This is a genomic window from Amycolatopsis sp. NPDC003861 (genome assembly GCF_053605405.1).
Genome location: NZ_JBSGJD010000006.1, coordinates 28,116 through 54,274, shown reverse-complemented (window position 1 = coordinate 54,274; position 26,159 = coordinate 28,116). Strand labels below are relative to the sequence as shown.

At 73.1% G+C, this 26,159-nt stretch carries 26 protein-coding genes; 14 read left to right on the top strand and 12 right to left on the bottom strand.

Going from position 1 to position 26,159, the window contains the following annotated elements:
- The first annotated feature begins 67 nt into the window (after positions 1–67).
- The 3 genes from ACWEVN_RS03300 (at position 68) to ACWEVN_RS03290 (ending at position 3,109) form a co-directional block, all read left to right on the top strand.
- Entirely contained in the window at positions 68–1,690 is a 1,623-nt protein-coding gene (locus ACWEVN_RS03300; RefSeq protein WP_452050040.1) for a RecQ family ATP-dependent DNA helicase, read from the top strand.
- Positions 1,691–1,835: 145 nt separating this feature from the next.
- Complete coding sequence (locus ACWEVN_RS03295) at positions 1,836–2,612, top strand: ANTAR domain-containing protein (protein WP_449682900.1); 777 nt, start codon at positions 1,836–1,838, stop codon at positions 2,610–2,612.
- A gap of 101 nt (positions 2,613–2,713) precedes the next feature.
- Positions 2,714–3,109, top strand: coding sequence for an STAS domain-containing protein (locus tag ACWEVN_RS03290; RefSeq protein ID WP_449682901.1), 396 nt, complete (start codon positions 2,714–2,716; stop codon positions 3,107–3,109).
- Between the two features lie 80 nt (positions 3,110–3,189).
- Here the strand turns inward: ACWEVN_RS03290 and ACWEVN_RS03285 are convergent, their stop codons facing one another.
- A complete protein-coding gene (locus ACWEVN_RS03285) occupies positions 3,190–4,575 on the bottom strand; it encodes a PP2C family protein-serine/threonine phosphatase (RefSeq protein WP_452050039.1) in 1,386 nt (461 codons plus the stop codon).
- Positions 4,576–4,579: 4 nt separating this feature from the next.
- Complete coding sequence (locus ACWEVN_RS03280; RefSeq protein ID WP_452050038.1) at positions 4,580–5,317, bottom strand: GAF domain-containing protein; 738 nt, start codon at positions 5,315–5,317, stop codon at positions 4,580–4,582.
- Between the two features lie 195 nt (positions 5,318–5,512).
- Between ACWEVN_RS03280 and ACWEVN_RS03275 the strand changes: the two genes are divergently transcribed.
- The 3 genes from ACWEVN_RS03275 to ACWEVN_RS03265 all read left to right on the top strand — a co-directional run bounded on the left by ACWEVN_RS03275 (position 5,513) and on the right by ACWEVN_RS03265 (position 7,884).
- Positions 5,513–6,256 (top strand): ANTAR domain-containing protein, encoded by a 744-nt coding sequence (locus ACWEVN_RS03275; protein WP_452050037.1) that lies wholly within the window; start codon positions 5,513–5,515, stop codon positions 6,254–6,256.
- A gap of 9 nt (positions 6,257–6,265) precedes the next feature.
- Positions 6,266–7,189, top strand: coding sequence for a non-homologous end-joining DNA ligase (gene ligD / locus ACWEVN_RS03270; protein ID WP_449682905.1), 924 nt, complete (start codon positions 6,266–6,268; stop codon positions 7,187–7,189).
- Positions 7,190–7,464: 275 nt separating this feature from the next.
- Positions 7,465–7,884: a DUF6292 family protein gene (locus tag ACWEVN_RS03265; RefSeq protein ID WP_452050036.1), complete on the top strand. Its 420-nt coding sequence runs from the start codon at positions 7,465–7,467 to the stop codon at positions 7,882–7,884.
- A gap of 75 nt (positions 7,885–7,959) precedes the next feature.
- Here ACWEVN_RS03265 and ACWEVN_RS03260 read toward each other — a convergent pair whose 3' ends face one another.
- Positions 7,960–8,985, bottom strand: coding sequence for a class I SAM-dependent methyltransferase (locus tag ACWEVN_RS03260; protein ID WP_452050035.1), 1,026 nt, complete (start codon positions 8,983–8,985; stop codon positions 7,960–7,962).
- Positions 8,982–9,911, bottom strand: a complete 930-nt coding sequence (locus ACWEVN_RS03255) for an alpha/beta hydrolase (protein ID WP_452050034.1) — start codon at positions 9,909–9,911, stop codon at positions 8,982–8,984. The genes ACWEVN_RS03260 and ACWEVN_RS03255 overlap by 4 nt, the downstream gene beginning before the upstream one ends.
- Positions 9,912–9,979: 68 nt before the next feature.
- Between ACWEVN_RS03255 and ACWEVN_RS03250 the strand changes: the two genes are divergently transcribed.
- Both ACWEVN_RS03250 and ACWEVN_RS03245 read left to right on the top strand, forming a co-directional pair.
- A complete protein-coding gene (locus ACWEVN_RS03250; RefSeq protein WP_452050033.1) occupies positions 9,980–10,537 on the top strand; it encodes a TetR/AcrR family transcriptional regulator in 558 nt (185 codons plus the stop codon).
- Between the two features lie 96 nt (positions 10,538–10,633).
- Complete coding sequence (locus ACWEVN_RS03245; RefSeq protein WP_452050032.1) at positions 10,634–10,975, top strand: DoxX family protein; 342 nt, start codon at positions 10,634–10,636, stop codon at positions 10,973–10,975.
- Here ACWEVN_RS03245 and ACWEVN_RS03240 read toward each other — a convergent pair.
- Positions 10,933–11,802 (bottom strand): alpha/beta fold hydrolase, encoded by an 870-nt coding sequence (locus tag ACWEVN_RS03240; RefSeq protein ID WP_452050031.1) that lies wholly within the window; start codon positions 11,800–11,802, stop codon positions 10,933–10,935. The genes ACWEVN_RS03245 and ACWEVN_RS03240 overlap by 43 nt on opposite strands.
- Positions 11,799–12,821: an alpha/beta hydrolase gene (locus ACWEVN_RS03235; protein ID WP_452050030.1), complete on the bottom strand. Its 1,023-nt coding sequence runs from the start codon at positions 12,819–12,821 to the stop codon at positions 11,799–11,801. Before ACWEVN_RS03235 ends, ACWEVN_RS03240 begins: the two co-directional genes overlap by 4 nt.
- A 122-nt stretch (positions 12,822–12,943) precedes the next feature.
- Between ACWEVN_RS03235 and ACWEVN_RS03230 the strand changes: the two genes are divergently transcribed.
- Genes ACWEVN_RS03230 through ACWEVN_RS03220 form a run of 3 tightly spaced genes read left to right on the top strand, consistent with a single transcriptional unit; the run spans position 12,944 to position 14,614 of the window.
- Positions 12,944–13,618 carry a hypothetical protein gene (locus tag ACWEVN_RS03230; RefSeq protein ID WP_452050029.1) on the top strand — a complete coding sequence of 225 codons (675 nt, stop codon included), beginning with the start codon at positions 12,944–12,946 and terminating at the stop codon, positions 13,616–13,618.
- The gene (locus ACWEVN_RS03225; RefSeq protein ID WP_452050028.1) at positions 13,618–14,169 is read left to right on the top strand and encodes a DUF6529 family protein; all 552 of its coding nucleotides are present in this window, start codon (positions 13,618–13,620) and stop codon (positions 14,167–14,169) included. Before ACWEVN_RS03230 ends, ACWEVN_RS03225 begins: the two co-directional genes overlap by 1 nt.
- A 19-nt stretch (positions 14,170–14,188) precedes the next feature.
- Positions 14,189–14,614 (top strand): Rieske (2Fe-2S) protein, encoded by a 426-nt coding sequence (locus ACWEVN_RS03220; protein ID WP_452050027.1) that lies wholly within the window; start codon positions 14,189–14,191, stop codon positions 14,612–14,614.
- Here ACWEVN_RS03220 and ACWEVN_RS03215 read toward each other — a convergent pair.
- Positions 14,605–16,119, bottom strand: coding sequence for a hypothetical protein (locus tag ACWEVN_RS03215; RefSeq protein ID WP_452050026.1), 1,515 nt, complete (start codon positions 16,117–16,119; stop codon positions 14,605–14,607). The genes ACWEVN_RS03220 and ACWEVN_RS03215 overlap by 10 nt on opposite strands.
- A 134-nt stretch (positions 16,120–16,253) precedes the next feature.
- On the opposite strand from ACWEVN_RS03215, the gene ACWEVN_RS03210 reads away from it, so the two are divergent.
- Positions 16,254–17,165, top strand: coding sequence for a DUF3800 domain-containing protein (locus tag ACWEVN_RS03210; protein ID WP_452050025.1), 912 nt, complete (start codon positions 16,254–16,256; stop codon positions 17,163–17,165).
- Positions 17,166–17,174: 9 nt separating this feature from the next.
- Here ACWEVN_RS03210 and ACWEVN_RS03205 read toward each other — a convergent pair whose 3' ends face one another.
- The 3 genes from ACWEVN_RS03205 to ACWEVN_RS03195 all read right to left on the bottom strand — a co-directional run bounded on the left by ACWEVN_RS03205 (position 17,175) and on the right by ACWEVN_RS03195 (position 21,114).
- Positions 17,175–17,465: a hypothetical protein gene (locus ACWEVN_RS03205; protein WP_449682917.1), complete on the bottom strand. Its 291-nt coding sequence runs from the start codon at positions 17,463–17,465 to the stop codon at positions 17,175–17,177.
- Between the two features lie 236 nt (positions 17,466–17,701).
- Complete coding sequence (locus ACWEVN_RS03200) at positions 17,702–17,896, bottom strand: hypothetical protein (RefSeq protein WP_449682918.1); 195 nt, start codon at positions 17,894–17,896, stop codon at positions 17,702–17,704.
- A 182-nt stretch (positions 17,897–18,078) separates the two neighbouring features.
- The gene (locus ACWEVN_RS03195; RefSeq protein ID WP_452050024.1) at positions 18,079–21,114 is read right to left on the bottom strand and encodes a tetratricopeptide repeat protein; all 3,036 of its coding nucleotides are present in this window, start codon (positions 21,112–21,114) and stop codon (positions 18,079–18,081) included.
- Between the two features lie 400 nt (positions 21,115–21,514).
- On the opposite strand from ACWEVN_RS03195, the gene ACWEVN_RS03190 reads away from it, so the two are divergent.
- Complete coding sequence (locus ACWEVN_RS03190) at positions 21,515–22,606, top strand: HesA/MoeB/ThiF family protein (RefSeq protein ID WP_452050023.1); 1,092 nt, start codon at positions 21,515–21,517, stop codon at positions 22,604–22,606.
- A gap of 2 nt (positions 22,607–22,608) precedes the next feature.
- Here the strand turns inward: ACWEVN_RS03190 and ACWEVN_RS03185 are convergent, their stop codons facing one another.
- On the bottom strand, positions 22,609–24,750 hold the full coding sequence (locus ACWEVN_RS03185) for an ATP-binding protein (protein WP_452050022.1): 2,142 nt from the start codon (positions 24,748–24,750) through the stop codon (positions 22,609–22,611).
- Positions 24,751–24,901: 151 nt separating this feature from the next.
- On the opposite strand from ACWEVN_RS03185, the gene ACWEVN_RS03180 reads away from it, so the two are divergent.
- Positions 24,902–25,795 (top strand): NAD-dependent protein deacetylase, encoded by an 894-nt coding sequence (locus tag ACWEVN_RS03180; protein ID WP_449682922.1) that lies wholly within the window; start codon positions 24,902–24,904, stop codon positions 25,793–25,795.
- Here ACWEVN_RS03180 and ACWEVN_RS03175 read toward each other — a convergent pair.
- Positions 25,758–26,156 (bottom strand): hypothetical protein, encoded by a 399-nt coding sequence (locus ACWEVN_RS03175; protein ID WP_452050021.1) that lies wholly within the window; start codon positions 26,154–26,156, stop codon positions 25,758–25,760. The two genes, ACWEVN_RS03180 and ACWEVN_RS03175, sit on opposite strands and share 38 nt — an antisense overlap.
- Between the last annotated feature and the right edge of the window lie 3 nt (positions 26,157–26,159).

Here is a 26,159-nt window from a genome sequence, read left to right as displayed (position 1 = left end):
CGCCGCCGGGTAAACCGCTCGTTCGGGTCGTGGGTTGCCCGGCACCGTCCGGGGTAGCCCTGCCGCCATGAGCAACGGGAAGGTGGCCGAGCTGCGCCGGCTGGCCGCGGAGCGCTTCGGCTGGGCCGAACTGTCCGCCGAGCAGACCGAGGCGATGGGCGCGGCGAGCGACGGGCGGGACGTGCTGGCGGTGCTGCCCACCGGCGCCGGCAAATCGGCGATCTACCAGGTGCCCGCCCTGGTGCTGGCGGGCCCGACGGTGATCGTGTCGCCGTTGCTGGCCCTGCAGCGCGACCAGATCGACGGCCTGGACGCCGCGGCCGTGCCGGACGCGGTGGCCCTCGACTCGCGGCAGTCGGCGGGCGAGCGGGACCGGGTGTGGGCCGCGATCCGGGGCGGCACGGCCGAGTACGTCTTCCTGTCGCCGGAGCAGCTGGCGAAGGACGAGGTCGTCGCCGGCCTGGCCGAGGCGGGCGTGTCGCTGTTCGTCGTCGACGAGGCCCACTGCGTTTCGGCGTGGGGGCACGACTTCCGGCCCGACTACCTGCGCCTGGCCCCGGTGGTCGACCGGCTCGGACGGCCGCCGGTGATCGCCCTCACCGCCACCGCGGCCGCCCCGGTGCGCGACGACATCGTCGCCGCGCTCGGCCTGCGGGACCCGGTGCGGGTGATCGCGAGCTTCGACCGGCCGAACCTGCACCTGGCGGTCGCCAGGTTCACCGGAGACGCCGCCAAGCGCGCGGCGGTGGTGGACCGGGTCGCGGCGATGGCCGGCAGCGGGCTGCTCTACACCGCGAGCCGCCGGGAGACGGAGGACTACGCCGAGGCGCTGTCCGCCCGCGGCGTCCGCGCGTTCGCCTACCACGGCGGGATGAAGGCCGCGGCCCGCGACGCGGTGCACGAGCGGTTCGCCGCGGGGGAGACCGACGTCGTGGTGGCGACCTCGGCGTTCGGCATGGGCATCGACAAACCCGACGTGCGGTTCGTGGCGCACGCGTCCGTCCCGGACTCGGTCGACACGTACTACCAGCAGATCGGCCGCGCCGGGCGCGACGGCGAGCCGGCGCGGGTGCTGCTCTGCTACCGGCCGGAAGACCTCGCGCGGCAACGGTTCCTCACCCGGTCCACGCCGCCGGAGGCCCAGCTCCGGGCGGTCGTCGACGCGCTGCGGCCGGGACCGCTGGGCCGCGGGCCGCTCGCCGAGGCCGTCCCCGGCCCGTCCGCGCGGCGGACCCGCGCCCTCGGCCTGCTCGAACGCTGCGGCGACGTGCTGACCGGGCCGGACGGCCGGTTCGCGCTCACCGACGGCCACGCGGACACCGGCGTCGTCGTCGAGCGGGCGCTCGAAGCGGCGGAGCGGGCAGCCGAACTTGTCCGCTCGCGGGTGGAGATGCTGCGCGCGTACGCGGAAACCACCGGCTGCCGCCGCCGGTACCTGCTCGGGTACTTCGGCGAGGAACTGGCGACGCCGTGCGGCAACTGTGACACCTGCGAAGCCGGTGCCACGGCCGAGGATCCGCCGCAGGCGGGGGAATTCCGCGCGGAGCACGTCGTCCGGCACGCCGAGTGGGGCCGCGGTGTCGTGATGACCGTCGAGGAGGACAAGCTCACCGTCCTCTTCGACGACGTCGGCTACCGGACGCTGTCGCTGCCGGTGGTGCGGGAGCAGGAACTCCTCGACCGTTGCTGAGCGCAGCCGGGTGATCGGATTACCCCGGACGGCCGTGCCGATTCCCCTGTCCGCGTGGCCGGTTCCACAAATCCCGGCCGCGTCGGAGGCGGAGTTCCGCGGCTTGCGGTAAATCAAGGGGAGCACGACCGGTGGGAGGGTTCGGGTGACCGAGACACTGATGAACGCGGCGGATCGCTGGAGACCGCTGGCCGAATTGCTGCAGGCGCTGCTCGAGCGCATCTCCGGCGAGCTGCCCGGCTTGCTCGGCGCGGGCCTGACCGTCTCGCGCGGCGACCGGCCGCTGCGGGTGCTGGCCACCGCCGGGGTCGCCGAGCAGCTGATCCCCGCCCAGCTGGCGCACGGCGGGCCGGTCCCGCTCGCGCACGCCACCGGCGAGCCGGTCACCGCGGACCGCCTCTTCGGCGACGAGCGCTGGCCGGAACTGACCCGCGAGACCGTGTTCGACGGCGGCCCGGCGACCGCGGTGGTCCGCGGTGCCGTCGCGCTGCCCGGGTACTGGGACGAGGACGGCGCGTTCGTGCTGTCGGTGACGCTCGACCGGGCGCCGGGTGCCGAAACCCTGGCCGTCCTGCGGCAGTACGCGAAGCTCACCGAGATGACGCTGGTGGTCGCCGAGACCGCCACCGCGGGCGACCCCGACCAGATGCTGGACCTGCTGGCCTCCCGCGCCGCCATCGAGCAGGCTAAGGGCGCGATCATGGCGGTCCGGCGGTGCCCGCCGGAGGAGGCCTGGCAGACGCTGCGCCGGGCCAGCCAGGAGTTCAACGTCAAGGTCCGCGAGCTGGCCGTCGCCCTCGTCGAGCACCTCGGCGGCCAGGTGACGGCCCCCGTGGAAGGCCTCCGCGAGATCCGGCCGGGCGCCCCGGCCCACCACGCTGCGGAACGGCTCTGGTCGGCCTTCACGAGCGTCTCGCCGTGAAAGAGAGCGTTTCCGGAACGGGCGTTTGGGTATCAAGATCCCGTCCTTGATCACGTCACTGCGTCGCCGGCCCCGGCCGGCGCGGAAGGCCAACCGAACCCGTGTCCCCTGCCATTCCGGTCCCCACCCGGTCCGCGCCCCTGGTCGCGCGCCGGACGGAGTACCGCCCCGGTTTCCTGGTGCTCACCCTCACCGGCGAAATCGACGCCCTGACCCTGCCGATCCTCGATCGTGAGCTGCGAGCGGCCCCACCGGGGACGACCGTGGTGGACCTCACGCAGGTGGCCTTCGTCGGCTTGGCCGGAGCACGGGCCCTGGCGGCCGCGGCCGAGCGGGCCGGCGCAGCGGGACGGCGGTTCGGCGTGGTGGCGAACAGCCGGACCCTGGCCCGGCTGTTCCGGATCACCGGGCTGGCGGCAGTGGTCCCGATGTTCGCCTCCCTCTCGGACGCCCTACGCGAGCTGCTGGCGGCCGAGGTCCACGACACCGCCTGCTGAAGCCGCGGCCCGAGGTCGGTCGCCGGTCGGTTGCGGTGCGCTGCGGCGGTCTCTGGCGACAGCCTCCGGTCCACCCGGGCTCAGCGCGGAATCCACCGCGCGAGCAACACCCCGGCGTCCTGCCGGAACTCCCCACCCCCGTGGGCGAACACCGCGCGGGTCAGCCGGCGGGCGATCTCCGGCGGCAGCTCCCCGGCGTCCCGGCCGAGCCGTTCCGCAGTCCGTTCACGCCCGAACGGCTCCCCGGCACCGTCCGCGGTCTCGGTGACGCCGCAGGAGCACAGCGCGAGCAGGTCGCCCGGTTCGAGCCGCAGCTCCGTGACCTCGCCGCACTCGGCGAACCGCGGCGCGACCGGCCCCGTGACCGGGCACACCGAACCGTCGCGGACGATCAGGGTGGCCGGCCGCCCGGCGTGCAGCAGGCGCAGCACGCCCGTCTTCAACTCCAGTTCGGCGAGCACCCCGCCGACGGGCGGCAGGCCGGCGAGCTCCGCCCCGACCGCGGCGAACTGCTCGCCGAGGGGAGCTCCGCCGTGGCGGGCGGCCCGGTAGGCGGCGAGCGCGGTCACGACCGCCGTGTTCGCGTCGCGGGTGCGCGCGCCGGCGTCGAACATCGCCAGCTGCACCCGCTCCTCCGAAAGCGCGTAGTCGAACACCGTGCCGCACAGGTCGTAGGCCGGCTGGACGCTCACCCCGACGACCACGTCGCCGGTCGCCGCGGTCAGCGGTGGCAGGCTCTGCCACAGCAGCTCGGCGGGGGAGCCACGACGCCGGTGGCGGCGACGGCGGTCCAGGCCGTCGCCGTACTGGGTCGTGATGGTGACGAGGTGCCCCAGCAGCGTGGCCAGCCAGCGGCACTGCTCCCGCAGCGCCGGGTCGTCCGGATCGCCGGCCGGGACGATCTCCAGGACCCCGAGCCGCTCGACGCCGTCGAGCAGCACCGTCCACAGTGTCCCGTCGCGGGTCACGGTGGTCCCGGCGCGGCGGAACACGTCGCCGCCGATCGTGCTCTCGATGTCGAGCTCCGCGGCACCCGGCTGCAGCGGCACGAGCGTCCGCTGGTCGTAGTCGGCCAGGTAGACGCCGATCGTCAGGTCGAGCGAGCGGCCCGCCTCGGCGACGATCGCCGGGAGCCGCTCCGGCGGGGCGCGGTGCGCGCCCTCGAGGAGGTCGACGAGCGCCTTCAGCGGACCGTGCAACGGTTTCGCGTCCTGCAGCGAGTGGCTGTAGGGCGCGCGGGCCGGGCCGGTCACCTCGTCGAGCCGCTCGTTGACGGCGTGGGCGACCATGTCGCGATCGACGCGGGGCAGCGTCACCAGCCCGTTGAGGTAGGCGTCCAGCTCCAGCAGGCCCAGGCTGCCGCCGAGCGCGAAGTAGCGCATCCACAGCTGTTCCAGCGTCAGGTCGCTCCGGGCGAAGCAGGAGGCGATCAGCCGCCGCTGTTCGTCCTCGGGCAGGAAACGCATGCGCTCACCCTTCCCGCGGCACCGGGCCGACGAGGCGGGCGGCAGCCTCGGCGGGGCTGCCGCCGTGGGTGCGGGCCAGCGAGAGCAGCCGGTCGAACGCGGCTTCCTCGCCGAGGCCGTCGCGGCCCATCAGGAAACCCTTCGCCATGGCGATCCGGTCGCGGTCGCGCAGCGTGTCCTTGAACCGCTCGCTCAACCGGCCGGCCCGCTCGGAAGCCCGGGCGTTGGCGACGAGCACGGCCGCCCGGTCGGCGAAGGACACCAGCGCCCGCTCGTCGACGGGCCCGAAGGCGCCGGGCGCCGTCGCGTAGATCTTGATGGCGCCGTGGCAGCCGTCGTCGGTGACCATCGGGGCGGTGACGACCGACCGCAGCCCCGAGCCGGCGACCGCGGCGCACCACCGGCGCCACCGCCGTTCGGTGGCGACGTCGTCGATCCGCTGCGGCGAGCACCCGGCCAGCGCGGCCATGCAGGGGCCTTCGCCGAGCTCGTACTGCAGGGCGTCGGCCTCCCGCACCAGCGGGCCCGACGCACTCGTCGTGACGAAGCCACCCTCTGCGTCGACGAGGGTGACCCCCACGCCGGCCGCCGCGGTGATCGTCGTGTCCGCCAGTGAAACGATCAGCTCCAGCACCGAATCCACGGTTTCGCGCGACAGCAGCAGCCCGGACATCCGGGCGGCGACCGCGGCCAGCTCACCGTCCAGCGGCAGCCCGCCCGGCGAGGCCTGTTCCGACGACATGGCCGGTGATTACCAATCCGGGGTCGCCGGTAAACCCCTCCGGAACGTGCCCGACGACGGCAACCTGATCGCCACGATCCACTACTCGGCATGAGCTGGGCGTACTGGCGGCCACGCGCGCTGACCCGGCGGACATGGATCGGCGGCGAAGTGGGTACCCGGAGGCACTTCGCGTGCCGAGCGGGAGGAGCACCCATGGAACGGCCGGAGACCGCACCGGCGTCGCCGTTGTTCGACGAGGTCACCGGGGCGCTGGAAGCCCTCAACGCGGTGCTGCGGGAGGAAGACGACTTCCGGATCCTGCTGCAGCACGTCTGCCGGCAGGTGCGCCACGCCCTCCCCGGCGTCGACGAGGCATCGGTCACCCTGGTCACCGGCGAAGTGCCGCACACCGCGACCGCCACCAGCGCCGTGATCGACGAGCTCGACGGCGAGCAGTACCGGATCGGCGACGGCCCCTGCCTGGAGGCGATGCGGGGCGGCAAGATCGTCCGCACCACGGTGTCCGACGCGCTCGAGACCTGGCCGGACTTCGCCCGGGGCGCCCGGGAGGCGGGCTTCGGGAGCTTCCTCGCCGCCCCGCTGGTGGCCGACGAGCAGTTCTCCGGCGCGATCAACTGCTACGGACGGCAGGACGACGGCTTCGAGGAGGTCGAAGCGCAGTTGCTCGAGCTCTACACGGCCGCGGTGGAGGCGATCCTCCGCGTCTACCACCGGTACCTGCGCGCCCGGGACACGGCCGAGCATCTGCGCACCGCGCTGACCTCCCGCGCGGTCATCGACCAGGCCAAGGGCATGCTGATGGCGATCCGCCAGGTCGGCGCGGAAGACGCCTTCTCGCTGCTGGTGGAGCAATCGCAGCGGGAGAACACCAAACTGCGCGAGGTCGCCGAGCGGTTCGTCGAGCGAGTCGTCTCCGGGCACGTCCCGCCGCGGTAGGGTGGCCCCGTGGCGGGGAGCCGGATCACCGTGCGGGTCGGCGAGCGGCAGCTGACGCTCTCGAACCTCGAGAAGGTGCTCTACCCGCGCACCGGCTTCACCAAGGGCGAGGTGCTCGACTACTACACGCGGATCGCACCGGTGCTGCTGCCGCACGTGCGCGACCGGGCGATGACGTTCGTGCGGTTCCCCGACGGTGTCACCGGTGGCTCCTTCTTCGAGAAGAACGTCCCCCGGCACGCCCCGGACTGGGTCCGCACCGCGCGCCTGCCCGTCGGCGGCCGGGGCAAGGACCCGGAGATCGTCACCTACCCGCTGATCGACGACCTGCCCGAGCTCGTGTGGGCCGCCAACCTCGCCGCGCTGGAACTGCACGTCCACCAGTGGACCGTCGGGCCCGGCGACGACGAGCGCAGCACCCCGGACCGGCTGGTGTTCGACCTCGACCCGGGTCCCGGCGCGACGGTCGTCGACTGCTGCCGGGTCGCCGAGCGCCTCTACGACGTCCTCGTCGGCGACGGCCTGACCCCGGTGGCGAAGACGAGCGGCTCCAAGGGCATGCAGCTGTACGCGGGCATCGTGACGACCGACGCCGGCGAGCCGTCGCGGTACGCGAAAGCGCTGGCCGAGCGGCTCGCCGCCGAGACGCCGGACCTCGTCGTGGCGCGGATGGCGAAGAACCTGCGCCCGGGCAAGGTCTTCATCGACTGGAGCCAGAACAACCCGTTCAAGACCACGGTGGCGCCGTACTCGCTGCGCGGGCGCGACGAGCCGACCGCGTCGACGCCGGTCACCTGGGACGAGGTCCGCGCCTGCCGGCACGTCACGCACCTGAGGTTCACCGCCGGCGAAGTCCTGGCGCGCGTCGAGGACCTCGGCGATCTGTTCGCGGATCTGGAGCGCACCCGGGTTCCGATTCCTGCGTTCGGCTGAACTTTCGGCGGCCACCATTCCTCCTGGTGTACCCGGGAGGTTTTCCGGGAATTGCGGAAAACGTCTTCACCTGCGGATTTGATCGTCCACAGTGGAGTTTTGCACGTGCAGACGGCCGTGTCGCTGCACGAACCGCCGGGGTGGATGTCCGGCGGTGGGCCGAAGTCCGCGAAGTCGGTACGGTCTACGCACGAAGCGCGGCAGCCGCCGCGGTGGCGAAAGACAATGACGTGGCGGCCGTTGCCGGTCTTGTCGAACGTGGCGAAAGGAAACGGGTGTCCGGCCTGATCGACACCGATCTCGAATTCTGGTTCCAGCGCGGGCTGCGCGCGTATCTGGGGGAGGTGGCCCGCGCGCTCGGCTTCGGCCTGGAATCCTGCACCGTGGACGTCGACGTCCCGGTGTCGGCGTACCTGGCGGTGGACTGGCGGCTGCGCCGGTTCCCGGAGCGGGATGTGGCGCTGTTGTGGGACGAGGTGCACGGCTGGGCGGTCGCGGTCGAGGCGGCGTGCGGCGAGGAGATGATCGTCCTGTCCTACCTCGGCGGCGCGGACATCCTGCCGCGGCCGCACGAAGTCGTGCGCTTCCTGATCTCCATGCGGGCCGGCGCCCGGGACCCGGCCGGCCCCGGCTCGCCCGTGCTGCGCCGGGCCGGCCGCCACCAGGAGCTCCTGCCGCTGCTACCGGCCCGCTGACCCTCCACAGTGGACGCGGCCGGTCGTGGGCGGTGCCGCCGGTTCCGGGGCACCGCTCACGAGCGACCGCGACGATCAGCCGGGGTCGGCGAAGCTCACCAGGCTGATCGACGGGCGCAGATCGCGCAAGCCGGGCAGGTTGGCGAGCTTCCGCAGGCTGCCCGGCCGCCAAGCCCGCCGCCCGGGCGGCGGCTGCACGTCTTCGACGGCGGCCACCCCGGGGATCCGGCCGGGCAGCCGGGCCGCTTCGGACACGGTCAGCCCGAACGGCATCGGCGGGACGGTGTAGCGGTCCGACAGCCGCAGGCCGGAATTGTCGGTGCCGGCCGGTAGAGTGGAAAACGGGGGGCGCCCCCGCGGGCCCCGCCGCGAAACGCGCCCGCCCCGCTGGGAAATCTGCTCGCCCCGCTGGGAAATCCGCTCGCCGCGCTGGGAAGACCGCTCGTCCTGCTGGGAAATCCGCCCGCCTCGCTGGGAAGACCGCTCGCCCCGCCGCGAAATCCGCTTGCCCCGTACTGTCCGCCGGCTGAGCCACGGCGGGATCGAGTCGAAGAACAGCTGCCCGCCGGGGAACCGCGCGGCGCAGTCGGCGATGAGCGCGAACACCTCCGCCCGCTCGAGGTACATGAACAGCCCCTCGGCCGAGACGAACACGCCGCGCGCCGGGTCGGGGACGTCCAGCCAGGAGCGGTCCAGGGCCGAGGCGCCGAGCATGGTCATCCTCGGTTCGGGCGGGAGCAGGCGCCGGCGCAGGTCGGCCACCGGCGGCAGGTCCACCGAAAGCCAGTGGACCTCGGGCCGCCCCAGGCGCCAGTAGGTGGTCTGCAGGCCCTCGCCGAGCGCGACCACCGTGGCGTCGGGATGCCGGTCCAGATACGCGCGGATCGCGAAGTCCAGGGCGACTGCTCGCAGCGGGTGGATCTGGTCCGGCTTGCCGAACCGCGCGTAGTCGTAGGAGATCCGGCGCTGGAGGCGTTCGGCCAGCGGGTCGGCGAACGCCGAACCCGGGTGCCGCGACTCCTCGGCCCGGTTGCGCAGGGTCCACAGGCAGGTGGCCGCCACCCCGTCCAGGGTCGCGCCGTCGATCGGTGCCGCGGTCATGCCGGGTCCGCGAAGGACGTCCGGAGGAAGCCGAGGATCTCCTCCGCCGCGGCCTCCGCCTGCGGCACCAGGCCCGGCATGCTGAGGAAGGCGTGCCCGGCGCCGGCGTACTCGGACAGCCGGACCGTCGTACCCGCCTTCTCGAGGCGCTCGGCGTACCGGCGGCCGTGGTCGGCCAACGGGTCGTGCGTCGGGACGACCACGAGCGCCGGAGCCAGGTCACCCAGCTCGGCCTGCATCGGGGACACCGCGTCGGTGCCCGGCGGGACGGCGAGCCGCTGGAACAGGCGCAGCACCGGCACCGAGAGCGTGGGCGTCTCGGCGTACTCGGCGACCGACGGATATTCGAACATCGCCTCGGTCACGTCGAGCGCCGGGTTGACGACCACCTGCGCCCGCAAGGGCAGCCCGGCCTCCCGGGCCCGGATCGCGGCCACCGCGCTGATCAGTCCGCCGCAGCTTTCGCCGAAGACGGCGACCCGGGCCGGGTCGATGCCCCAGGCCCCGGCCTCCCGCACGAGGTGCCGGAGCGCGTCCCAGCCGTCGTCGACCGCGTCCGGGAGGGGGTGGTCCGGGGCGACGAGCCGGTGTTCGACCGAGACGACGACCGCGGGCAGCCGGGCGGCGAGCAGGCTGTTGACCCAGTCGCTCTGCACCGCCGTGCCGACGAACCCGCCGCCGTGGACGTGGACGACCAGGGGCAGCACGCCGCCGTCGTCCGCGGCCGGCCGGTACACCCGGACCGGCAGGTCACGGCCGGGCAACGCCAGGTCGTGCCACGCGAGCACGGTGTCCGGGTGCGGTTCCCCGGTGATCGCCCGCGCGGCGGCGGACGCCCGGAAGCGGTTCTCCTCCTCGCGGTAGGCGAGCAGTTCTTCGGTGGTCATCGCGAGCCAGTCCGGCTCGGGTGGACGCTGCACGGTCATGATCGCTCCTTGGTTTCGACACCCCAGGTATCGAAACCTACGGTAGCGAAAACCGGTAGGCTCCCGCCATGACTTCCTCCGCCCGGCCGCCGGGCCGGCCCCGCGCCGGCCTCCACGACGTGGTGTTCGCCGCGACGCTGACCACGGTCGCCGAGCTCGGCTACGCCCGCGCGACCGTGGAACGCATCGCGGCGGCGGCCGGCGTCGCGAAGACGACGATCTACCGGCGCTGGCCGTCCAAGGGGGAGCTGATCGTGGACTGCCTCCTGGACGCGTTCGGTCCGGCGCCGCTGCCCGGGGGGAGCCGGGCGGACCTGCTGACCGCGGTCATCCGCTGGGCGGCGGCGAAGATCGGCGAACCGGGGGTGGGCGACGCGTTCGCCGGCGTGTTCAGCGACGCCGTCAGCGATCCGGCGCTGCGCGTGGTGCTGTCGTCGCGGCTGCAGGACCCCTACCGGCTCGCGCTCGAAGACGCACTCGGCGAACCGGAGCACCGGGTGCTGTTCTTCGTGGACGTCGTGGTCGGCGCCTTGCTGCACCGGATGGGCATGACCGGCGAGCCGATGGTCGACGCCGACGTCGACGCGCTGGTCGAGATGGTCGTGGCGCACTTCCGGCAGCAGTGACGGCCGTCACGCGCGGGGCTGTCACATCGGCCCGGACCGCGGAGTCGAGGGGGTGACGGACCCGGAACCCGGGGCCGCGAACCCCGAGGAGTCCCGATGCACACCGCTCACCTGATCGTCACCATCGCCGCCGCGGCCTGGGTCGGCTTCTCGGCCGTCTCGATGTTCGCCCGCGCGAAGTGGGTCGTCGAGCCGATCACCGAGTACGGCGTGCCCCGGTCGTGGTGGAACCTGCTGGGCACGGCCAAGGCGGCCGGCGCGGTGGGCCTGCTCGCCGGGCTCGTCTGGACGCCGATCGGCATCGCGGCGGCGATCGGCCTGGTCCTGTACTTCACCGGCGCGCTGATCACCGTCGCCCGGGCGCGGTCGTACGCGCACCTGGCGTTCCCGCTGCTCTACCTGGTGCCGGTGGTCGTTTCGGTGGCCCTGCTGCCGTGATCGGCGAGCCAGGTGAGGGCGTCGGCGGCGTGGCGCAGCACGGACAGGTGGCCCGCGCCGGGCACGGGCCGGTACTCGGCGTGCGGGCACCGCCCGGCGAGCCACGCGCTGTGCGTGGCGGGGATCATCCGGTCCTGCTCGCCGTGCAGGAGCAGGACGGGCGCGGTGATCCGCGCGGGATCGGCGCCCCACGGCCGGACGTAGGCGAGGTCGTCGTCGATCAGCCCGCCGGGCCCGTGGGCGAGCGCCGCGCGGACCACCTCGTCCAGCCACGACCAGGACCCGTGGAGCACGGCGAAGTCTTCGGCGGTGAAGACGTCGGGATCGAATTCCGCGGCGGCTTCGTGCTTTTCCTTGGCGGCCCGGCCTTCGCCGGCGGCCCGCAGCGACGCGGCACTGGCCGCGGCCATGCCCCCGAACCAGTCGAGCCCGTCGGCGTCGAAGGGCGCGACGGCGGCCATGCTCGCGACGGCGAGCACCCGGTCCGGCAGCAGGGCGGCGCAGGCGAGGGCGTGCGAGCTGCCACCGGAATGCCCCATGAGGGCGAACTCGCCGATCCCGAGCGCCTCGGCCACGGCTTCGACGCACTCGGCGGCGTTCCCGACGGTCCGCTCCGGGACGGGAGTGGAGCTGCGGTAGCCGGGGCGGTCATAGGAAACGAACCGGACGCCGAGCTCCCGAGCGAGCGGCAGCAACGGCCCGGGCGGAGCGCCGGTGTTGGGGGTACCGTGGTGCCAGAAGACGGTGCGCCGCGCGGGCCCGCCGGTGTCGTGGACGTGCAGGGTGCGCCCGCCGGCCAGGACGAGTTCGGTCTCGGTGACCTTCACCGGGCCAGCCGTTCCGCCAGCCAAGCCAGTGAAAGCGGGTACCGGTAGTCGATCCCGCCGTGGCCGGCGTCGAACAGCTCGAAGTGCACCCGCTCGTCCGGCAGGCCGGCCGCGGCCACCTCCGCCCGGAACGCCTCGGCGCCGATGTCGAGGAAGTACTCGTCGCTCGTGCCCGCGTCGATCCACACCGCACGCAGGGAGCGGACCGCCTCCGCGTGACCGGCCACCATCCGGACCGGGTCCCAGCCCAGCCAGCGCTGCCACTGCTCCGGCCGCAGCGCTCCGGTCAGCGGGTCGAACGGCAGCTCCGGCGTCCCGTCCTCGCGCGCCGAGAAGCACGCCGAAACGCCGAGCACGGTCAGCAGGACCGCGTCTTCCGGCCGGGTGAACGCCGGCCGGCCGCGGAAGTCCGCCCACCACGCCTGGATGTCCTGGTCGTACCCGCGCAGCGCGCGGACCGCCTTGCCGAAGTCGGGGACGTAGCACAGTTCGTAGAGCGAGTCGCCCGCGTGCGTGGCCAGCGCGCCGAACAGGTCCGGCCGCAGCATCGGCGTGATCATCGCGCCGAACCCGCCCGACGACTTGCCCGCGATCGCGCGGGATTCGCGGGCGGGCAGCGTGCGGTAGTGCTCGTCGACCCACGGTACGACCTCGTCGCACAGGTACGAATGGTATCGGCCGGTGCCCGGCGAATCGACGAACTGCGAGCCGCCGTAGGCGGTCCACGCGTCGACGTACACCACGACGCAGCCCGGCGCGCCGCCGGCGAAGACGGCGTCGGCCGTCTCCACGAACGGCTGGCGGAACGGCGTCCGGTTGGCCCACATGGCCAGGTGCCCGGTGTAGCCCTGGATGACGTACACCGCCGGGTACCGCTCGTCGCCGTCGTCGTAGCCGGGCGGGACGTACACCCACAGCGGCCGCTCGTGCGGGTCGCCGAGGGGATTGCCGCGCAGCAACGCGGACGTCACGGTGTGCCGGTCGAGCCGTCCGGCGAGGTCGCCGTCCCAGGGGAGCATGCGGCCAGTCAACCACGTGCACGGGCTAAGCATTACCTCTTTTCGACGCGTAGCGTTGAGCCGTTTCGGCCCGAGGTCCGTGTTGCGGACACGGTGGTGGACCGGGAGAAGCGGGGAAGGCCATGAGACATCCGGGGCCGTTGTGCACACTGCTCGGCGGGGTGCTGCTCGCCGGCGGGATCAGCATCGCCAACGTGGCGACCGGGACCGGCGCGCCGACGGTCGCCGGGTCCGCGAACGCCGCGAGCACCACGACGGCCGCGCCACCGCCCGCGACGACGGCGCCGCCATCCGCATCGCCGAAGGCCGATGTGCCCGCGCGAGCGGACTACGCCGGGAAGGTGACCGGTGGTGGCGCGTCGATCGCGGTGTCGGCGCGCGACGGCCACGCCATCGCCTACGTCTGCGACGGCAAGAAGCTCGAAGCCTGGCTCCAGGGCGTGACCGTCGACGGCAAGCTCGACCTCAAGGGCGCCCCGGACGCGACCCTGACGGGCACCTTCGACGTCAGTTCGGCCACCGGAACCGTGACGGCGGCGGGCAAGACCTACCGGTTCTCGGTGCCGACGGCGAAGAAACCCGCCGGCCTCTACCGGGCGACGCCGAAGGTGAAGGGCAAGGCGGCGAAGGTCGGCTGGATCGTGCAGCCCGACGGCAGCCAGGTCGGCATCCTCACGACGGACGAAGGTCCCTCGGCCGCTCCGCCGCTCGACCCGGCCGCGGCCACCGCGACCGTCGACGGCGCCCCGGTGACCGCCGAGGCGATCAGCGGCCTGGCCGGGACCGGTGACTTCTGATGGCCGCCCCGGTGGCGGGTCACCGCGCCGCGGCCGCACTCGTCGTGCCGCTGGTGGTCGGCGCGGTCGTCTCGGTGGCGCTCGGTGTCTACGGCGGCCTGCACACGCCGACCGGGGTCGCGGTGAACGTCGCGGGCTTCTCCGGGCCGCAGGCGGTGAAGGCGTGGCTCGCCACGGTCGTCGTCGTGCTCGCCCTCGTCCAGCTCGTCTCGGCACTGGCGCTGTACGGCAAGCTCGGCGGCGGCGCGCCCGCGTGGGTCGCGCCGGTGCACCGGTGGTCGGGGCGGCTGGCCTTCCTCGTCTCGATCCCGGTCGCGATGCACTGCCTGTACGCGCTCGGGTTCCAGGCGTTCGACCTGCGCGTCCTGCTGCATTCCCTGCTCGGGTGCTTCTTCTACGGCGTGTTCGTCGCGAAGATGCTCCTGCTGCGCAAGGACGGCGCACCGGCGTGGTCGCTTCCGCTGCTGGGCGGCCTGACCTTCACCGGGCTGGTCGGGCTCTGGCTGAGCGCGTCGCTGTGGTTCTTCACCCAGTCCGGCCTGACCTTCTGAGCCTGCGGAGGACGGAACGTTGCACAACGACGACGTGGACCCGGTGCTCGCGCGCCGGACGGCCCTGGCGGTCTTCGGCGCCGGGCTGGCGGCCGGCTGCAGCACCTACGGCGGCAGCACGAACGGGACGTCGGCCGCCCCGGCACCGGCCGGCACCGAACTCGGCGCGGCCGCGGACGTCCCGGTCGGCGGCGGCAAGATCTTCGCGGACAAGCAGGTCGTGGTGACCCAGCCGGCGGCGGGGACGTTCGCGGCCTTCTCGGCGATCTGCACCCACCAGGGCTGCACGGTCGACGCCGTCGCCGACGGCACCATCAACTGCCCCTGCCACGGCAGCAAGTTCAAGATCGCCGACGGTTCGGTGGCGAACGGCCCGGCCTCAAAGCCCCTGGAGAAGAAGGCGATCACGGTCACCGGCGGCAGGATCACCCTGGCTCAGGCGTAGGCCTTCGCGATGGTCCGGGCCTCGATCGTCCACATCGGACTCGAAGTGTCCGGCTCGCCGTGCAGCACGGTCCGCCCGTCCGAGCAGGTGTACCGGACGTCCGGCGCGGCCACGGCGGCGCACTGCAGGCCGTTCTCCAGCACGAGCAGGAAGGGGCCGGTCATTCCGCCGGCCTGGGGTGGCGACGGCAGCGCACCCGAGTAGGTCAGCAGGACGGCCTCGGTCGCCGAAGTCGGGCACCAGACCTGCGACCGCGTTCCGGGCCCGGCGAAACACGGGTCGTGCGTGGCGCCGCCCGCCGTGCAGCGGTAGGCGTCGTGGCGGCCGGACACCGCCGACACCGCCGGGCAGGTGCCGGTCGCCCGGGCCGTCGCGGCCCGCGGGCGGTAGTCGACGGTCTGCGTGAACCGCTGCGCGCGGCTGGTGGTCACCGGCACCTCGAACGTCGGGCTCGCCTCGGCGAAGCTGCTGGTCACCGGCCCGATCCCGGCGGCGACGAGCCGGCGCACGACGTCGCCGCCGTCCGGGTGGCACGGCTCGAGCGCCGTCCACACCCCGGCCGCGACCTCGGCGAAGGGCCGGTCCGGGGGGTACCGGGCGGCGCCGGCGTCGGCGGCGCAGGTCAGCACCCCGGCCGCCGGCCCGGTGCCGTCGGCCAGGCCGAACAGCACGGCCGCGCGGTGGGCCGCCGTGGCGAGCGCCGTCCCGAGGGCGGGCCCGGGATCGGCCTGGCCGCGGAGGGTCGCCGGCAACTGGCCGAAGGCGACGTCGTAGGTCACGCCGGCGCCGGGCCAGAGCAGCTCGCGCTGCCGCGGGCGGCCAAGGACCTGCACGGCGGCCGTGCCCGCCGCCGCGGTGCGCGTGCCCGGTTCGGGCCAGCCCGGCGGCGCGACGATCCGGTACGGAACCCGCGAATTCGAGGTCAGGGTGATGTTCGCGCGGCCGTTCCCGGCGGTAAGGCAGACCCACACCGGCGCCCGCGGGTCCGGCGTGCCGATGTCGACGGTCACCCCGCCGGAACTCGCGGCGCGCCCGGCGCAGTCCGGCTTCGGGGCTGCCTCGGTGTCGCGGCCCAGCGCGGCGAGGTCGAGCAGCCCGCCCCAGAAGCCGCCGGGGCGGGCGACCGCCGCGACGATGCTCCGGGTGGCGCCGTCGTAGGTGGCGGGGATGAGCCGCGTCCCGTTGCCGGTGACGACGACGGGCGCCAACTCCGGCGGCGGTGCGGCGGGCACCGGGATCCGGACCTGCGGTGGCGGGCCGTCGAAGCTCAGGTCGGCGCCGCCGCCGATCCGGCGGGTCAGCGGGGCCGCGACGTCGGGCTCCGGTGCCGGACGGATCGAGAACCGGGTGCCGGCCGGTGCCACGACCTCGATCCCGGCGACGCCCGCGTCCGCCTTCGCCGTCCCGGAGAACTGCTGCCGCGCCAGGACGCCGGCGGCACCCAGCAGGAGGACGACCACGGCCGCCGTCAACGCGAGCCGGGCCGGTCGTTCGTTCGTGGCCATCGGCACCTCCCGCAACCCCTGCTCTTCGCGAGTCAGCGGATCCGCCGCGGTCGTTAGCCGCCGTGGCCCAACCGTGACGGGCGGCCGGGTAATCCGATCGCCCGCGGCCGGTGCGCTCTGGCACGATCGGGCGGGTGCGCGAGGTCGCCTGCGACGAGTCGGGTTCGGAGGGCGAGAACCTGCTCGGGGGCGAGACCGACGTCTTCGCCCATGCGGGCGTCCGGATGTCCGGAGTCGAGGCGACGGCGTGCGTGCGGGAGATCCGTGCCCGCATCGGCTCACCGGCCGAGGAGTACAAGGCCAACCACCTGCTGCGCGCCAAGCACCGCGCGGTGCTCGAATGGCTGCTCGCCCCGGACGGCCCGCTCGCCGGCCGCGGGCACGTGCACCTGACGGACAAGACGTTCTTCGCCGTCCGGGCGGCGGTCTCCCTGCTGGCCGAGAACGGCACGGAGGCGATGGCGCGCACCCTTCACCGCACGGGCCCGGCCGCGTTCGGCGCCGCCCGCTGGCAGTACTTCCTGACGGCGTTCACCAGCGTGCTGCGGCTGAACCCCCGCCGCGGCGTGACGACGTCGCCGGAGGAGTTCTTCGCGCTGGCCGGTACGCTGGCGGACGTCCCGGGCGAAGCCGGCGAGATCGTCGCCCGGTTCCGCGACGGCCGCGAGCGCGTGGCCGCCTACCGCGCCCGGCTGGCCGGCGATCCGGGGCTGGTGCCGCTGCTCGACCCGCTGGTGCCCGCCGTGGTCCACACGGTCCGTCATTGGAGCGCCGACGGCACCGCGGTCGCCCTGGTGCACGACGAGCAGCTGGCTCTCACGGCCGAGCGCGTGCTCCAGCTCAAGGCCACGCTCGGCCCGCGCCTGGCGGACGTGCGGTTCGTCGACTCCCGCGCCGACACCCGCGTCCAGATCGCCGATTTCCTGGCGGGCGTGGCCCGCCGCATCGCCTCCGACGCCCTGAACGGCCGCGGCGACCCGGTGCTGACCACCTTGCTGAGTTCGTTCGTGGACGACGAGTCGGTCTGGGACGGGCCCGTCGGGTGACCGGCCGCGTCAGAAGCTGATGTCGCCGCCGATGTCGCGCGCCTGCACGACGTTGCCGCCGACACTGCCGGAGATCCGGTTGGCCACACCGCCGGACTCGGCGTGCTGGCCCGCGGCCCGTTCCCACTCGGCACGCAGCTGCTCACCGAACGCCGGATCCGCCGCCTGCTTCGCTGCGAGCGTTTCGGCCAGCTCACGCACCTGAGGTGAGTCCTCCGCCGCCCCTTCCGCGGCGGACAGGACGGCCGACGCGTCGGGATCGTCGGCGAACTTGGCCTTGATCAGGTTGTACAACCCCACCACGGCTCTCCCCGCAGCGGCTGCGGCCACGGACACCAGCACAGGCTCAGGCACAGCAACCCCTCCACGACCCACCGGCAAAGCCTCGGTCCCCTTCGAGGATACGGTGACCCGCACGCTGCGCAAGGCCCCCAGCACGCTCGGCATCCGGCGCAGTCCACGAGCCCGGACGGGGGTCCGGCGGTGAGGCGGGGGCTGTGCGGCCGCCGCCCCGCCGCCGGGTCGCTGACCGCGGATCAGGCGATAGCGCTCACCGTGACGTCGTCGGGGTTCCAATAATCCTTCTGACTGTCCGCGACTGGCCCGGTGAAAAGGAGGGCGAGCGCCAGGGTGATCACGGCGAAAAAGCACTTGCTCATTCTTGCTTTGCTTTCTGTCGTTCGATCGACAGGGTCGAGTGGGGGATGCTCGACCGTGTCGACTGTCCTCAATGGAGGACGGTGATCACCATATTAGGGGACCTCACCCGGGTGCTGAATCCGGGCCCCTACCCTCAGTGGTTCGAGCTGCCTTGCGGACCACTTCTATCAGGTTGGCTGACACTACGGAGTGACGCCTACTTTCCAGTAGAACGTCGACTTATCGTCACTTCGAGTGAAACCCGAAGTTTCTTTCACATTACTGGAGAGTATTTATCCGTCTCCGCGGGGCCTTCCCGGAGGACCGCGAGGTCCGTCCGGAGGTGCAGTTCGCGTTCGCGGTTCCCCAGGTCGAGGTAAATCGCCGTCGCGGCCAGCCAGCCTTCCTCGGCAGCGGCCAGGCGCCCGGTTTCGTGCAACGCGTGGCCGAGGATGTGCAGCGCCTCGGCCTCGACGATCGCGTTGTGGTTGCGCATGGCCAGCCGCACCGCCTGGCGCGCGTAGGCGATCGTTGCGGCGTGGCGTGCCTGCCGGTGGTTGACCTCGGCCATGACCAGGCAGGCGCGCGGGCCGGCTTCGACGTCGTTGATCTGCTCGATGATCGTCAGCGCGTGCAAGCCGTGTCGCCGGGCTTCCTCGTAGTTCCCCAATCGGCACAACGTGGCGGCCAGCTCAGCCAGGATCTCGGCTTCGCCGTGGCGGTTGCCGATGCCCTGCTTGAGCGCCAGGGCCCGGCGGTACAAGGTCAGTGCCTCGTCGAGCCGGTCGCGCTCACGCAGGGTTTCCGCGAGCCGGTGGAGGATGGCCGACTCGGTGCCGGGACTGCTGGTGGCGCGCAGCTCGCCCAAGGCACGCCGGTACATCGCTTCGGCGTCGTCCGCATTGCCGATGTGGGCTTCGAAGGTGCCCAGGTGCAGGAGGGACGTGGCGATCCAGACCGCGCCGCCCGTCTGCTGCGCGATGGCGGCGGCGAGGTGGAGTTCCCGCAACGCCGCGTCCCGCTCGCCCAGTGCGAGGCAAATCAGGCCGAGGTCACTCCGCGTAGCGCCCTCGGCCTCGAGGTTGTCCACCGTTTGTGTTGAATTCACCGAAACGCTGTACGCATCACGCAATTCACTATAGAAACCATACCTGCGATAAATGCCGTACAGAGGGTGGGCGAGCCGCCAGGCGTATTCGTGGTGATTCCGCTGGGCCGCCCACGGAATGAGGCGGTCGAAATTGTTCTTCTCCGACAGCAGCCAGGCGGCCGCCGCGCTTTCGGAAGTGAATTCGGCCGCGGGAACGCCGTCGAGCACGGGCAGCATCGGAACCGGCGGGCGGAACGGGAACAGCAGGCGGTCGGCGTCGAAGCCGGCGTGCAAGTAGTAACTGAGCAGCCGGCGTTCGGCCTGTTCCCGGGCTTCGGTTTCGTCCTCCGCCTCGGCGAGTTCGCGGGCGAACGTCCGGAGCAGGTCGTGCACCCGGTAGCGGCCGGGGGCGCCCGTGTGGGTGAGGAAGTGGGTGCTGACGAGGACATCCAGCGCGTGCCGGACTTCTTTCGCCGCCCGCCCGGCCAGCGCGGCGGCCGCGGGCAGCGTCAGTTCCGGCGCCGGGGAGAGGCCGATCGACCGGAGCAGGTCGCGGGCCTCCCGGGGAAGAGCGTTGTAGGTGACCGAAAGCGCCGCGCGCATGTTCGACGGCGGGTCGTCTCCGTCGTCCCCGATGTCCAGGAGCCTGCTCTGGTCACGGAGTTCGTCGGCGAGCTCGGTCAGCGCGGCCCCGCGGCGGCTTTCGATGTGGTGGGCGACCAATTGCAAAGTCAAGGGAACGCCACCGCACAACGCGGAAATCCGCGCGAGCGGCTCCTGCTGGGCAGCGCCGCCCGGGCCGACGCGGTTGGTCAGGACCTCGACGGCGTGCAGCTCGTTGAGCGGGGTCACCGAACAGCGCCGCGCCCCGTGGCGGCTCGCCAGCGCCGTGAGACCTTGGCGGCTCGTGACGAGCAGCAGGCTCGGGGAAAGGGTGACCAGCAACGGCAGCACGTGCGCCGAGCTCGCCGCGTTGTCGAGTACCACCAGGGTGCGTTGCCGCGCAAGGATTTCCCGCAGTTTGGCCGCCCGCCGGGCGGGGGTCGGCAGGCGGGCGATGGGGACGTCGAAGGCGTCGAGGAGCTCGTCGACCACGTCCTCGGCTTTGACGGGCCGCCCGCCGTCGAAGCCGTGCAGGTCCAGGTACAACGCGTTGTCGGTCAGCCTGCCGTACTGCCGGTGCGCCCAGTGCACCGCCAGCGCGGTCTTCCCGATGCCCGCCAAGCCGTCCAGGACGATCACGCCGGGCCGGAACCGGCTGTCGGCGTCGCGGGCCAGGCCGTCGAGCGTCTTCTGCAGATCATGGTGGCCGACAAAACCGGCCGCGGCCGGCGGCAGGGTCGACCGGCCGCGGGGGGCCAAGGCCGGCAACAAGGTGACGGCCGAGTCCGACGGGGGCCGGGGGCGGGGCAGCGAGGCCAGCCGTTCGGCCGCACTGCGCGCGCCGCGTTGCGCCGAGGCGGAGATCTTGTTCGGCAGCAGCGAATTGTAGTAGGCGAGGAGGTCGGCGGCCGCGGCGCGATCGTCCTCGGCGACGAGCAGCTTGCGGACGGACATGTGGTAGGCGCCCATGTCGTCGATCCGGCCGAGTTCGCGCAGCACGTGCAGGCGCCGCCGGGCCAGCCCGAGATCGGTCCGGTGTTCCCGCTGGAGCTCGTCGAGTTTCTGCAGTGCGGCTTCGCATCGCCCGAGCGCGATCAGTTCGCCCAGCAGCAACTGGTTCGCCGGGAGCCAGGCGTTGTGCACCGCCGCGTACCGCCAGGTCTGCGCGGGCTGGGACGTCAGGTCCGCGAGCGGCTGCCCCCGCCAGAGGGCCAGGGCGCTCGTGGCCACTTCGCAGGCGGCCTCGTGGTTTTCTTCTTTGCTTAGCCGCCGGGCCGTTTCGATGAGTTTTTCGAAGGTGAAATAGTCGATCGCGGACCGTTCCACGTCGAGGTGCAGTGCGCCGTCGACGGTGCGGAGTGCCGCGGGCACACCGGCTTCGCGCATCGCCTTGCCGATGCGCGCGGAGTAGGTGCGGAAAGTGGACACCGGATCATTCGGTTCCGGCTCGTCGAGCGACCAGACCCACTCGGCCAGCGTGGCCATTCCCATCCGCGCTCCGGGATCGGTGAGCAGCGCGGCCAGCACCCTGCGGAGCTTGAGCGAACCCCACTCGGTGGTCAACTGCCCGTGCATTCGCAGGGTAGTCTGCCCGAGAATTCCGAATGCGATCTCCATCCCGCCAGCTTTCCCCCCTCCCGGGATCGCTGATCCTCCTCGCCGAATCCGAGTCTGGCATTCGCCCGCACGCCCGCGCCACCGCTCTGACCAGTGCTGACATTGATTTGTCACGTTCGACACGAGCGTGTTGCCGGTTTGCCGCGGCCGCCGACATGTCGTTGACAGCAGCGGGTTCCATGCTTCCGGTGTCCCGTCGAGCACCGACCGAGCGGAGCGCACATGTCGGCATCCACCGGCCAGCCGAAACCGTTGCGCGGCTGTATTCCGGCGAAGCTCGCGGTTCTCCGTGCGCAGATCGGAAAGGAGGTGCGACGCCATGATCGAATTCATTGAAGCGGACCGTGAACCGACTTTCAGCCACCCGACCCAGCAGAGCTAGTGACGAGGAGGAGCGGCCATGCGGCGACCCAGGATCAAACTCGAGCACCTCCCGGTCCGCCACGGGAACGATCGGATCCGGATCGGCGGTGGGGTGCGCGGGATCGCCGCCGACATCGGCGATCCCGGCGGATGGGTGTGGGCGCTGCTGGAGCTGCTCGACGGTTCGAGGACCACGGACGAGGTCGTCGCCGGCCTCGTCCACCTCCACCCGCAGCGGACCGGCGCCGACGTCCGGGCGGCGATCGGCGACCTGGTCCGGGCCGGGTACGTCGAAGACGCCGGCGAGCCGGACCCCGGCGGGCTCAGCGCCGCCGAGCGGGAGCGCTACGGCCGGAGCCGGGCGCTCTTCCGCTGGATGGACCGCACGCCGCGCCGCACGAGCTGGGACACCCAGCTGCTGCTGCGCGGGGCGCGGGTCGTCGTGATCGGGATCGGCGGTGTCGGCTGCACGGCCGCGCAGACCCTGGTCGTGTCCGGGGTCGGGTACGTCCACTGCGTCGAACCCGACGTGGTCGAGCTGTCCAACCTCAACCGGCAGATCCTGTTCACCGAACGCGACCTCGGCCGCCCCAAGGTCGCGGCCGCCGTCGAGCGGCTGCGGGCGCAGAACTCCGAAGTCCGGGTCACCGGTGCGCGGTTGCTCGTCGACGGCCCGGCGGTGCTGCGGACGCTGGCGATCGGCCACGACGTGGTGCTGCTGGCCGCGGACGAGCCGCCGGGGATCCGCGCGTGGACCAACCGGGCGTGCCGGGAGACCGGGACGGCGTGGGTGCACGGCGGCTACCACGGTCCGCAGGTCAACTGCGGGCTGTACGCGCCGGGCGCGGGCCCGTGCTACGACTGCGCCCGCGTCGCGGAGCGGGAACGCCGGGCGGCGCTGCCCCCGCGGACCTTCCCGGCTGCGGCGGAGCACTTCCGGCCCCAAGCGGCCAACGCCGTGTCCGCCGGGGTCGCGGGCCAGCTGGCCGCGCACGCCACGCTGAGCCTCATCACTGGGGCGCCGAAGCTGCGGACCAATTGCGAGTACGGGTTCAACCTCGTCACCCTGCAAGACAGCTTCGCGCTCGGCCCCGAGGAACCCCGGCCGGATTGCCCGACCTGCGGGTGAGGTCACGGCGTCAGGTCGCGGACCCGGGCACGCAGGGTCTCGGCGCGTTCCGCGTCGAGGGGGTCGAGGAGCGCGGCAGCCTCCTCGAGGCAGTCTGCCGCGCTCAGCGCTTCTCCGGTGTGCTCGAGCGAGGTCGCCGCCGTCTCGAGGGCCTCGGCGAGCAGCGCCTCGGTGCCCGCGAGCGCCCGGTATTGCGCGATGGCTGACGTCGTGTACTCGAGCGCCGTGTCGTGGGCCTGGAGACCTTGCAGCGCAATGGCCACATCGCACCGGGCGTAGGCCTCGCCGACCGCGTCGTCGGCCTCGCGGCGCAGCACGAGCTCGCGTTCGGCGTGCACGCGAGCCTGTGCGAACTCACCCAGCCGCACGTTGATCCGGCTGAGATTGCACTCCACGACGGCTTCCGGACGCGGGCCCGCCCGCCGGGCCAGCGGCAACGCCGCGAGGTAGTGATCCCGCGCCTCGGCATAGCGCTGTTGCAGGAGGCGGATCTGCCCCAGACCGGTCAGGGCCACCTCCTGCCGGACGGCGTCGCCGAGTTCCCGCGCCAGCACGAGCTGGCGGCCGAAGTCGGCTTCGGCGTCGTCCCAGCGGCCCAGGTCCGCGAGCGTGTCACCGCGGAAACCGAGCAGGAAGGCCTCCGCGGCCCGATCCCCGGCCGCTTCCGCGGCACGGAGGCCGAGGGTTTCGGCTTCGAGGCGCACCGACCACAGGGCGCGCTCGCGGAGGCTCAGGAACCGCGCGGCCGCCGCCAGAACGACCGCGGTCCGGTGCGTGCCGGCCGAACGCAGGACCGCCAGCAGGTTCGCCTGCTCGGTGTTCAGCCACGCGACGGCCTCGGCGCGGTCGGCGAGCGGCACGTCCGGGCCCACCGGAGGCAGCTCGATGGCCGGGGCTTCGAGACCGGGGAAGACCAGCCGGTCGGCGGCCTGCGCGGTGCGGGCGTACCAGGTGACGAGCCGGGACACGGCCTCGCGCCGGCTGTCCGGGTCGTCGTCCCGTTCGGCGCGGTGCGCCGCGTAGGCGTGCAGCAGGTCGTGGCACCGGTAGCGCCGGCTCCCGATGGACTCGACCAGATGTCCGTCCGCCAGCGCTTCGAGCACCCGGTACGCCGTGGCGGCGTCGACCCCGGCCACCGCCGCGGCGGCCGGCACCCCGAACTCGGCCCCGGGATGCAGGCCCAGCCGCCGGAAGACGCCGGCGTGCTCGGCCGGCAGCCGCGCGTACGACCAGTCGAACACACTCCGCACGGCACTGCGTTCGTCTCCGCTGCTGCTCAACACGTCCAACCTGTCCGCGCCGCCGGCGATGTCCGCCACGACCTCGGCGACGCTGGTGTGGCGGCGGGTGGCGATGCGGGTGGCGGCGATCCGCAGCGCGAGGGGCAGCCGCGCGCACGCCTCGACGAGGTCGGCGACGGCGCCGGGCTCGGCGGCGACCCGCGCGGGCCCGAGGATCCGGCGGAGCAGCACGCGGGCTTCGTCCGGGGTGAACAGGTCGAGGGTGACCTGGCTGGCGGCTTCGGCGACGAGCAGCCCGGTCAGGCTGGCCCGGCTGGTGACCAGCACGACACAGCCGGGGGAGCCGGGCAGCAGCGGCCTGACCTGCTCGGCGGTGCCGGCGTTGTCCAGCACGATCAGCACCCGGCGGCCGGCGAGCACCGAGCGGTAGACGCTGACCTGGGCGTCCAGCTCGGCGGGCATCCGGTCCTCTTCGACGCCCAGGACGTGGAGGAACGACGCGAGCACGAGGTCCGGGCGCACCGGCGCGCTCGGGCCGTAGCCGCGCAGATCGGCGAACAGCGTGCCGTCGGGGAAGCGGTGTTCCACCCGGTGCGCCCACTGCACGGCCAGGGCCGTCTTCCCGACCCCGGCCGTGCCGTCCAGCGCCGAAATGACCATGGCGGCCGGGTGGTCCTCGTCGGCGAGCAGGAGGTCGTCCAGCCGGGCGAGCTGGTCGTCCCGCCCGGCGAAGTCACGCACCGCCGGAGGCAGCTGGCGGGGCACCGGCAGTTCCTGCCGCGGCACGGCGGGCGCCAGTACGACCTGCCCGATCGAGCCTGCCTGCACCACGGAACCGGCGACGGTGCCGGGCACCTCGTTCGTCACCTTCGTGCCGTGCTCGTGCCCCGGTTCGTCGACCATCGCCGTACCCCAGCCCGCAACCCACCAATCGAACTTCCGGTGTACCGCACAACCCCCGGTCCATGAGCGGGATGTGACACGGTCGACGCTCAGCGTCACCCGTCCGCGCGGCGCTCGGGACGGTTCTCCCCGGCCCACGTACCCTGGCTTGGTGCGTACCCGGCCCACCCTTTCCTGGACGTCGGCGGACGCGCCGCTGCCGCGGACGTCCAGCCTCGACGAGCTGACGAGCGTCGTGGCGCGCGGGCGGGTCGCCGTGCTCAGCGGGGCCGGGTTGTCCACCGAATCCGGGATTCCCGACTACCGCGGCGAGAGCGGCAGCCTGCGCCGGCACACGCCGATGACCTACGAGGAGTTCGTCACCAGCGCCGAAGGGCGGCAGCGGTACTGGGCGCGCAGCCACCTCGGCTGGCGCACGATCGCCCGCGCCGACCCCAACGACGGCCACCGCGCCGTGGCGGCCCTGCGCGAAGGCGGTTACGTCTCCGGCGTCATCACGCAGAACGTCGACGGCCTGCACCAGGCGGCCGGCACCGCGGACGCCGTCGAGCTGCACGGCAGCCTGGACCGCGTCATCTGCCTGGACTGCCACCGCACCAGCCCCCGGATGGAGCTCGACCGGCGGCTGCGCGCGGCCAACCCCGGCTTCACCGGCGCGGCCACCCGGATCAACCCGGACGGCGACGTCGACCTGCCCGCCGACGTCGTCCGCGGCTTCCGGCCGGTCCCGTGCGAGGCCTGCGAAGGCGTGCTGAAGCCGGACGTCGTGTTCTTCGGCGAGAACGTGCCGCGGCCGCGGGTCGAGCAGTGCTTCGGGTTGGTCGACGCCGCCGAGGCGCTGCTGGTGCTCGGCTCGTCCCTGACCGTGATGTCGGGGCTGCGGTTCGTCCGCCACGCGGCGAAGGCGGGCAAGCCGGTGGTGATCGTCAACCGCGGGGAGACCCGCGGCGACCGTTACGCCTCGGTGCGCGTCGATCGGCCGTTGGGGCCGGCGTTGACCGAGCTGGTCAGCCGGCTCGCCGAGGAGCGCGGCCGAACCGCGTGAGCAGCCGCTCCTGCCGGGACGCGCCGGGCGGGATCGGCGGCGGCTCGGCGAAGATGCCCGGGCCCAAGCCCGCGAAGATCGTGGCGTAGTCCTCGTCGATCCACGCGACCAGGTCCGGGTCGAGGGTCTCGTCGGTGCCGAGCGGGTAGTCGACGACGCGGTCCAGCGCGCCTTCCTCGGCGAAGGCGGCGGCGCAGGCCCGGACCGAGCCGGCGTACGCGGTGACGGGGTCGTCGCCGAGGGCGTCTTCGTCCCGCCGGGCAGAAATTCCTCGCGAGTCGCTCCGCGGAGGAGACCGATGTAGTTGAGGTTGCCGCAGGCCATGTGGTTGACCAGCGCCCGCACGTCCTGCTCGGAACACGGC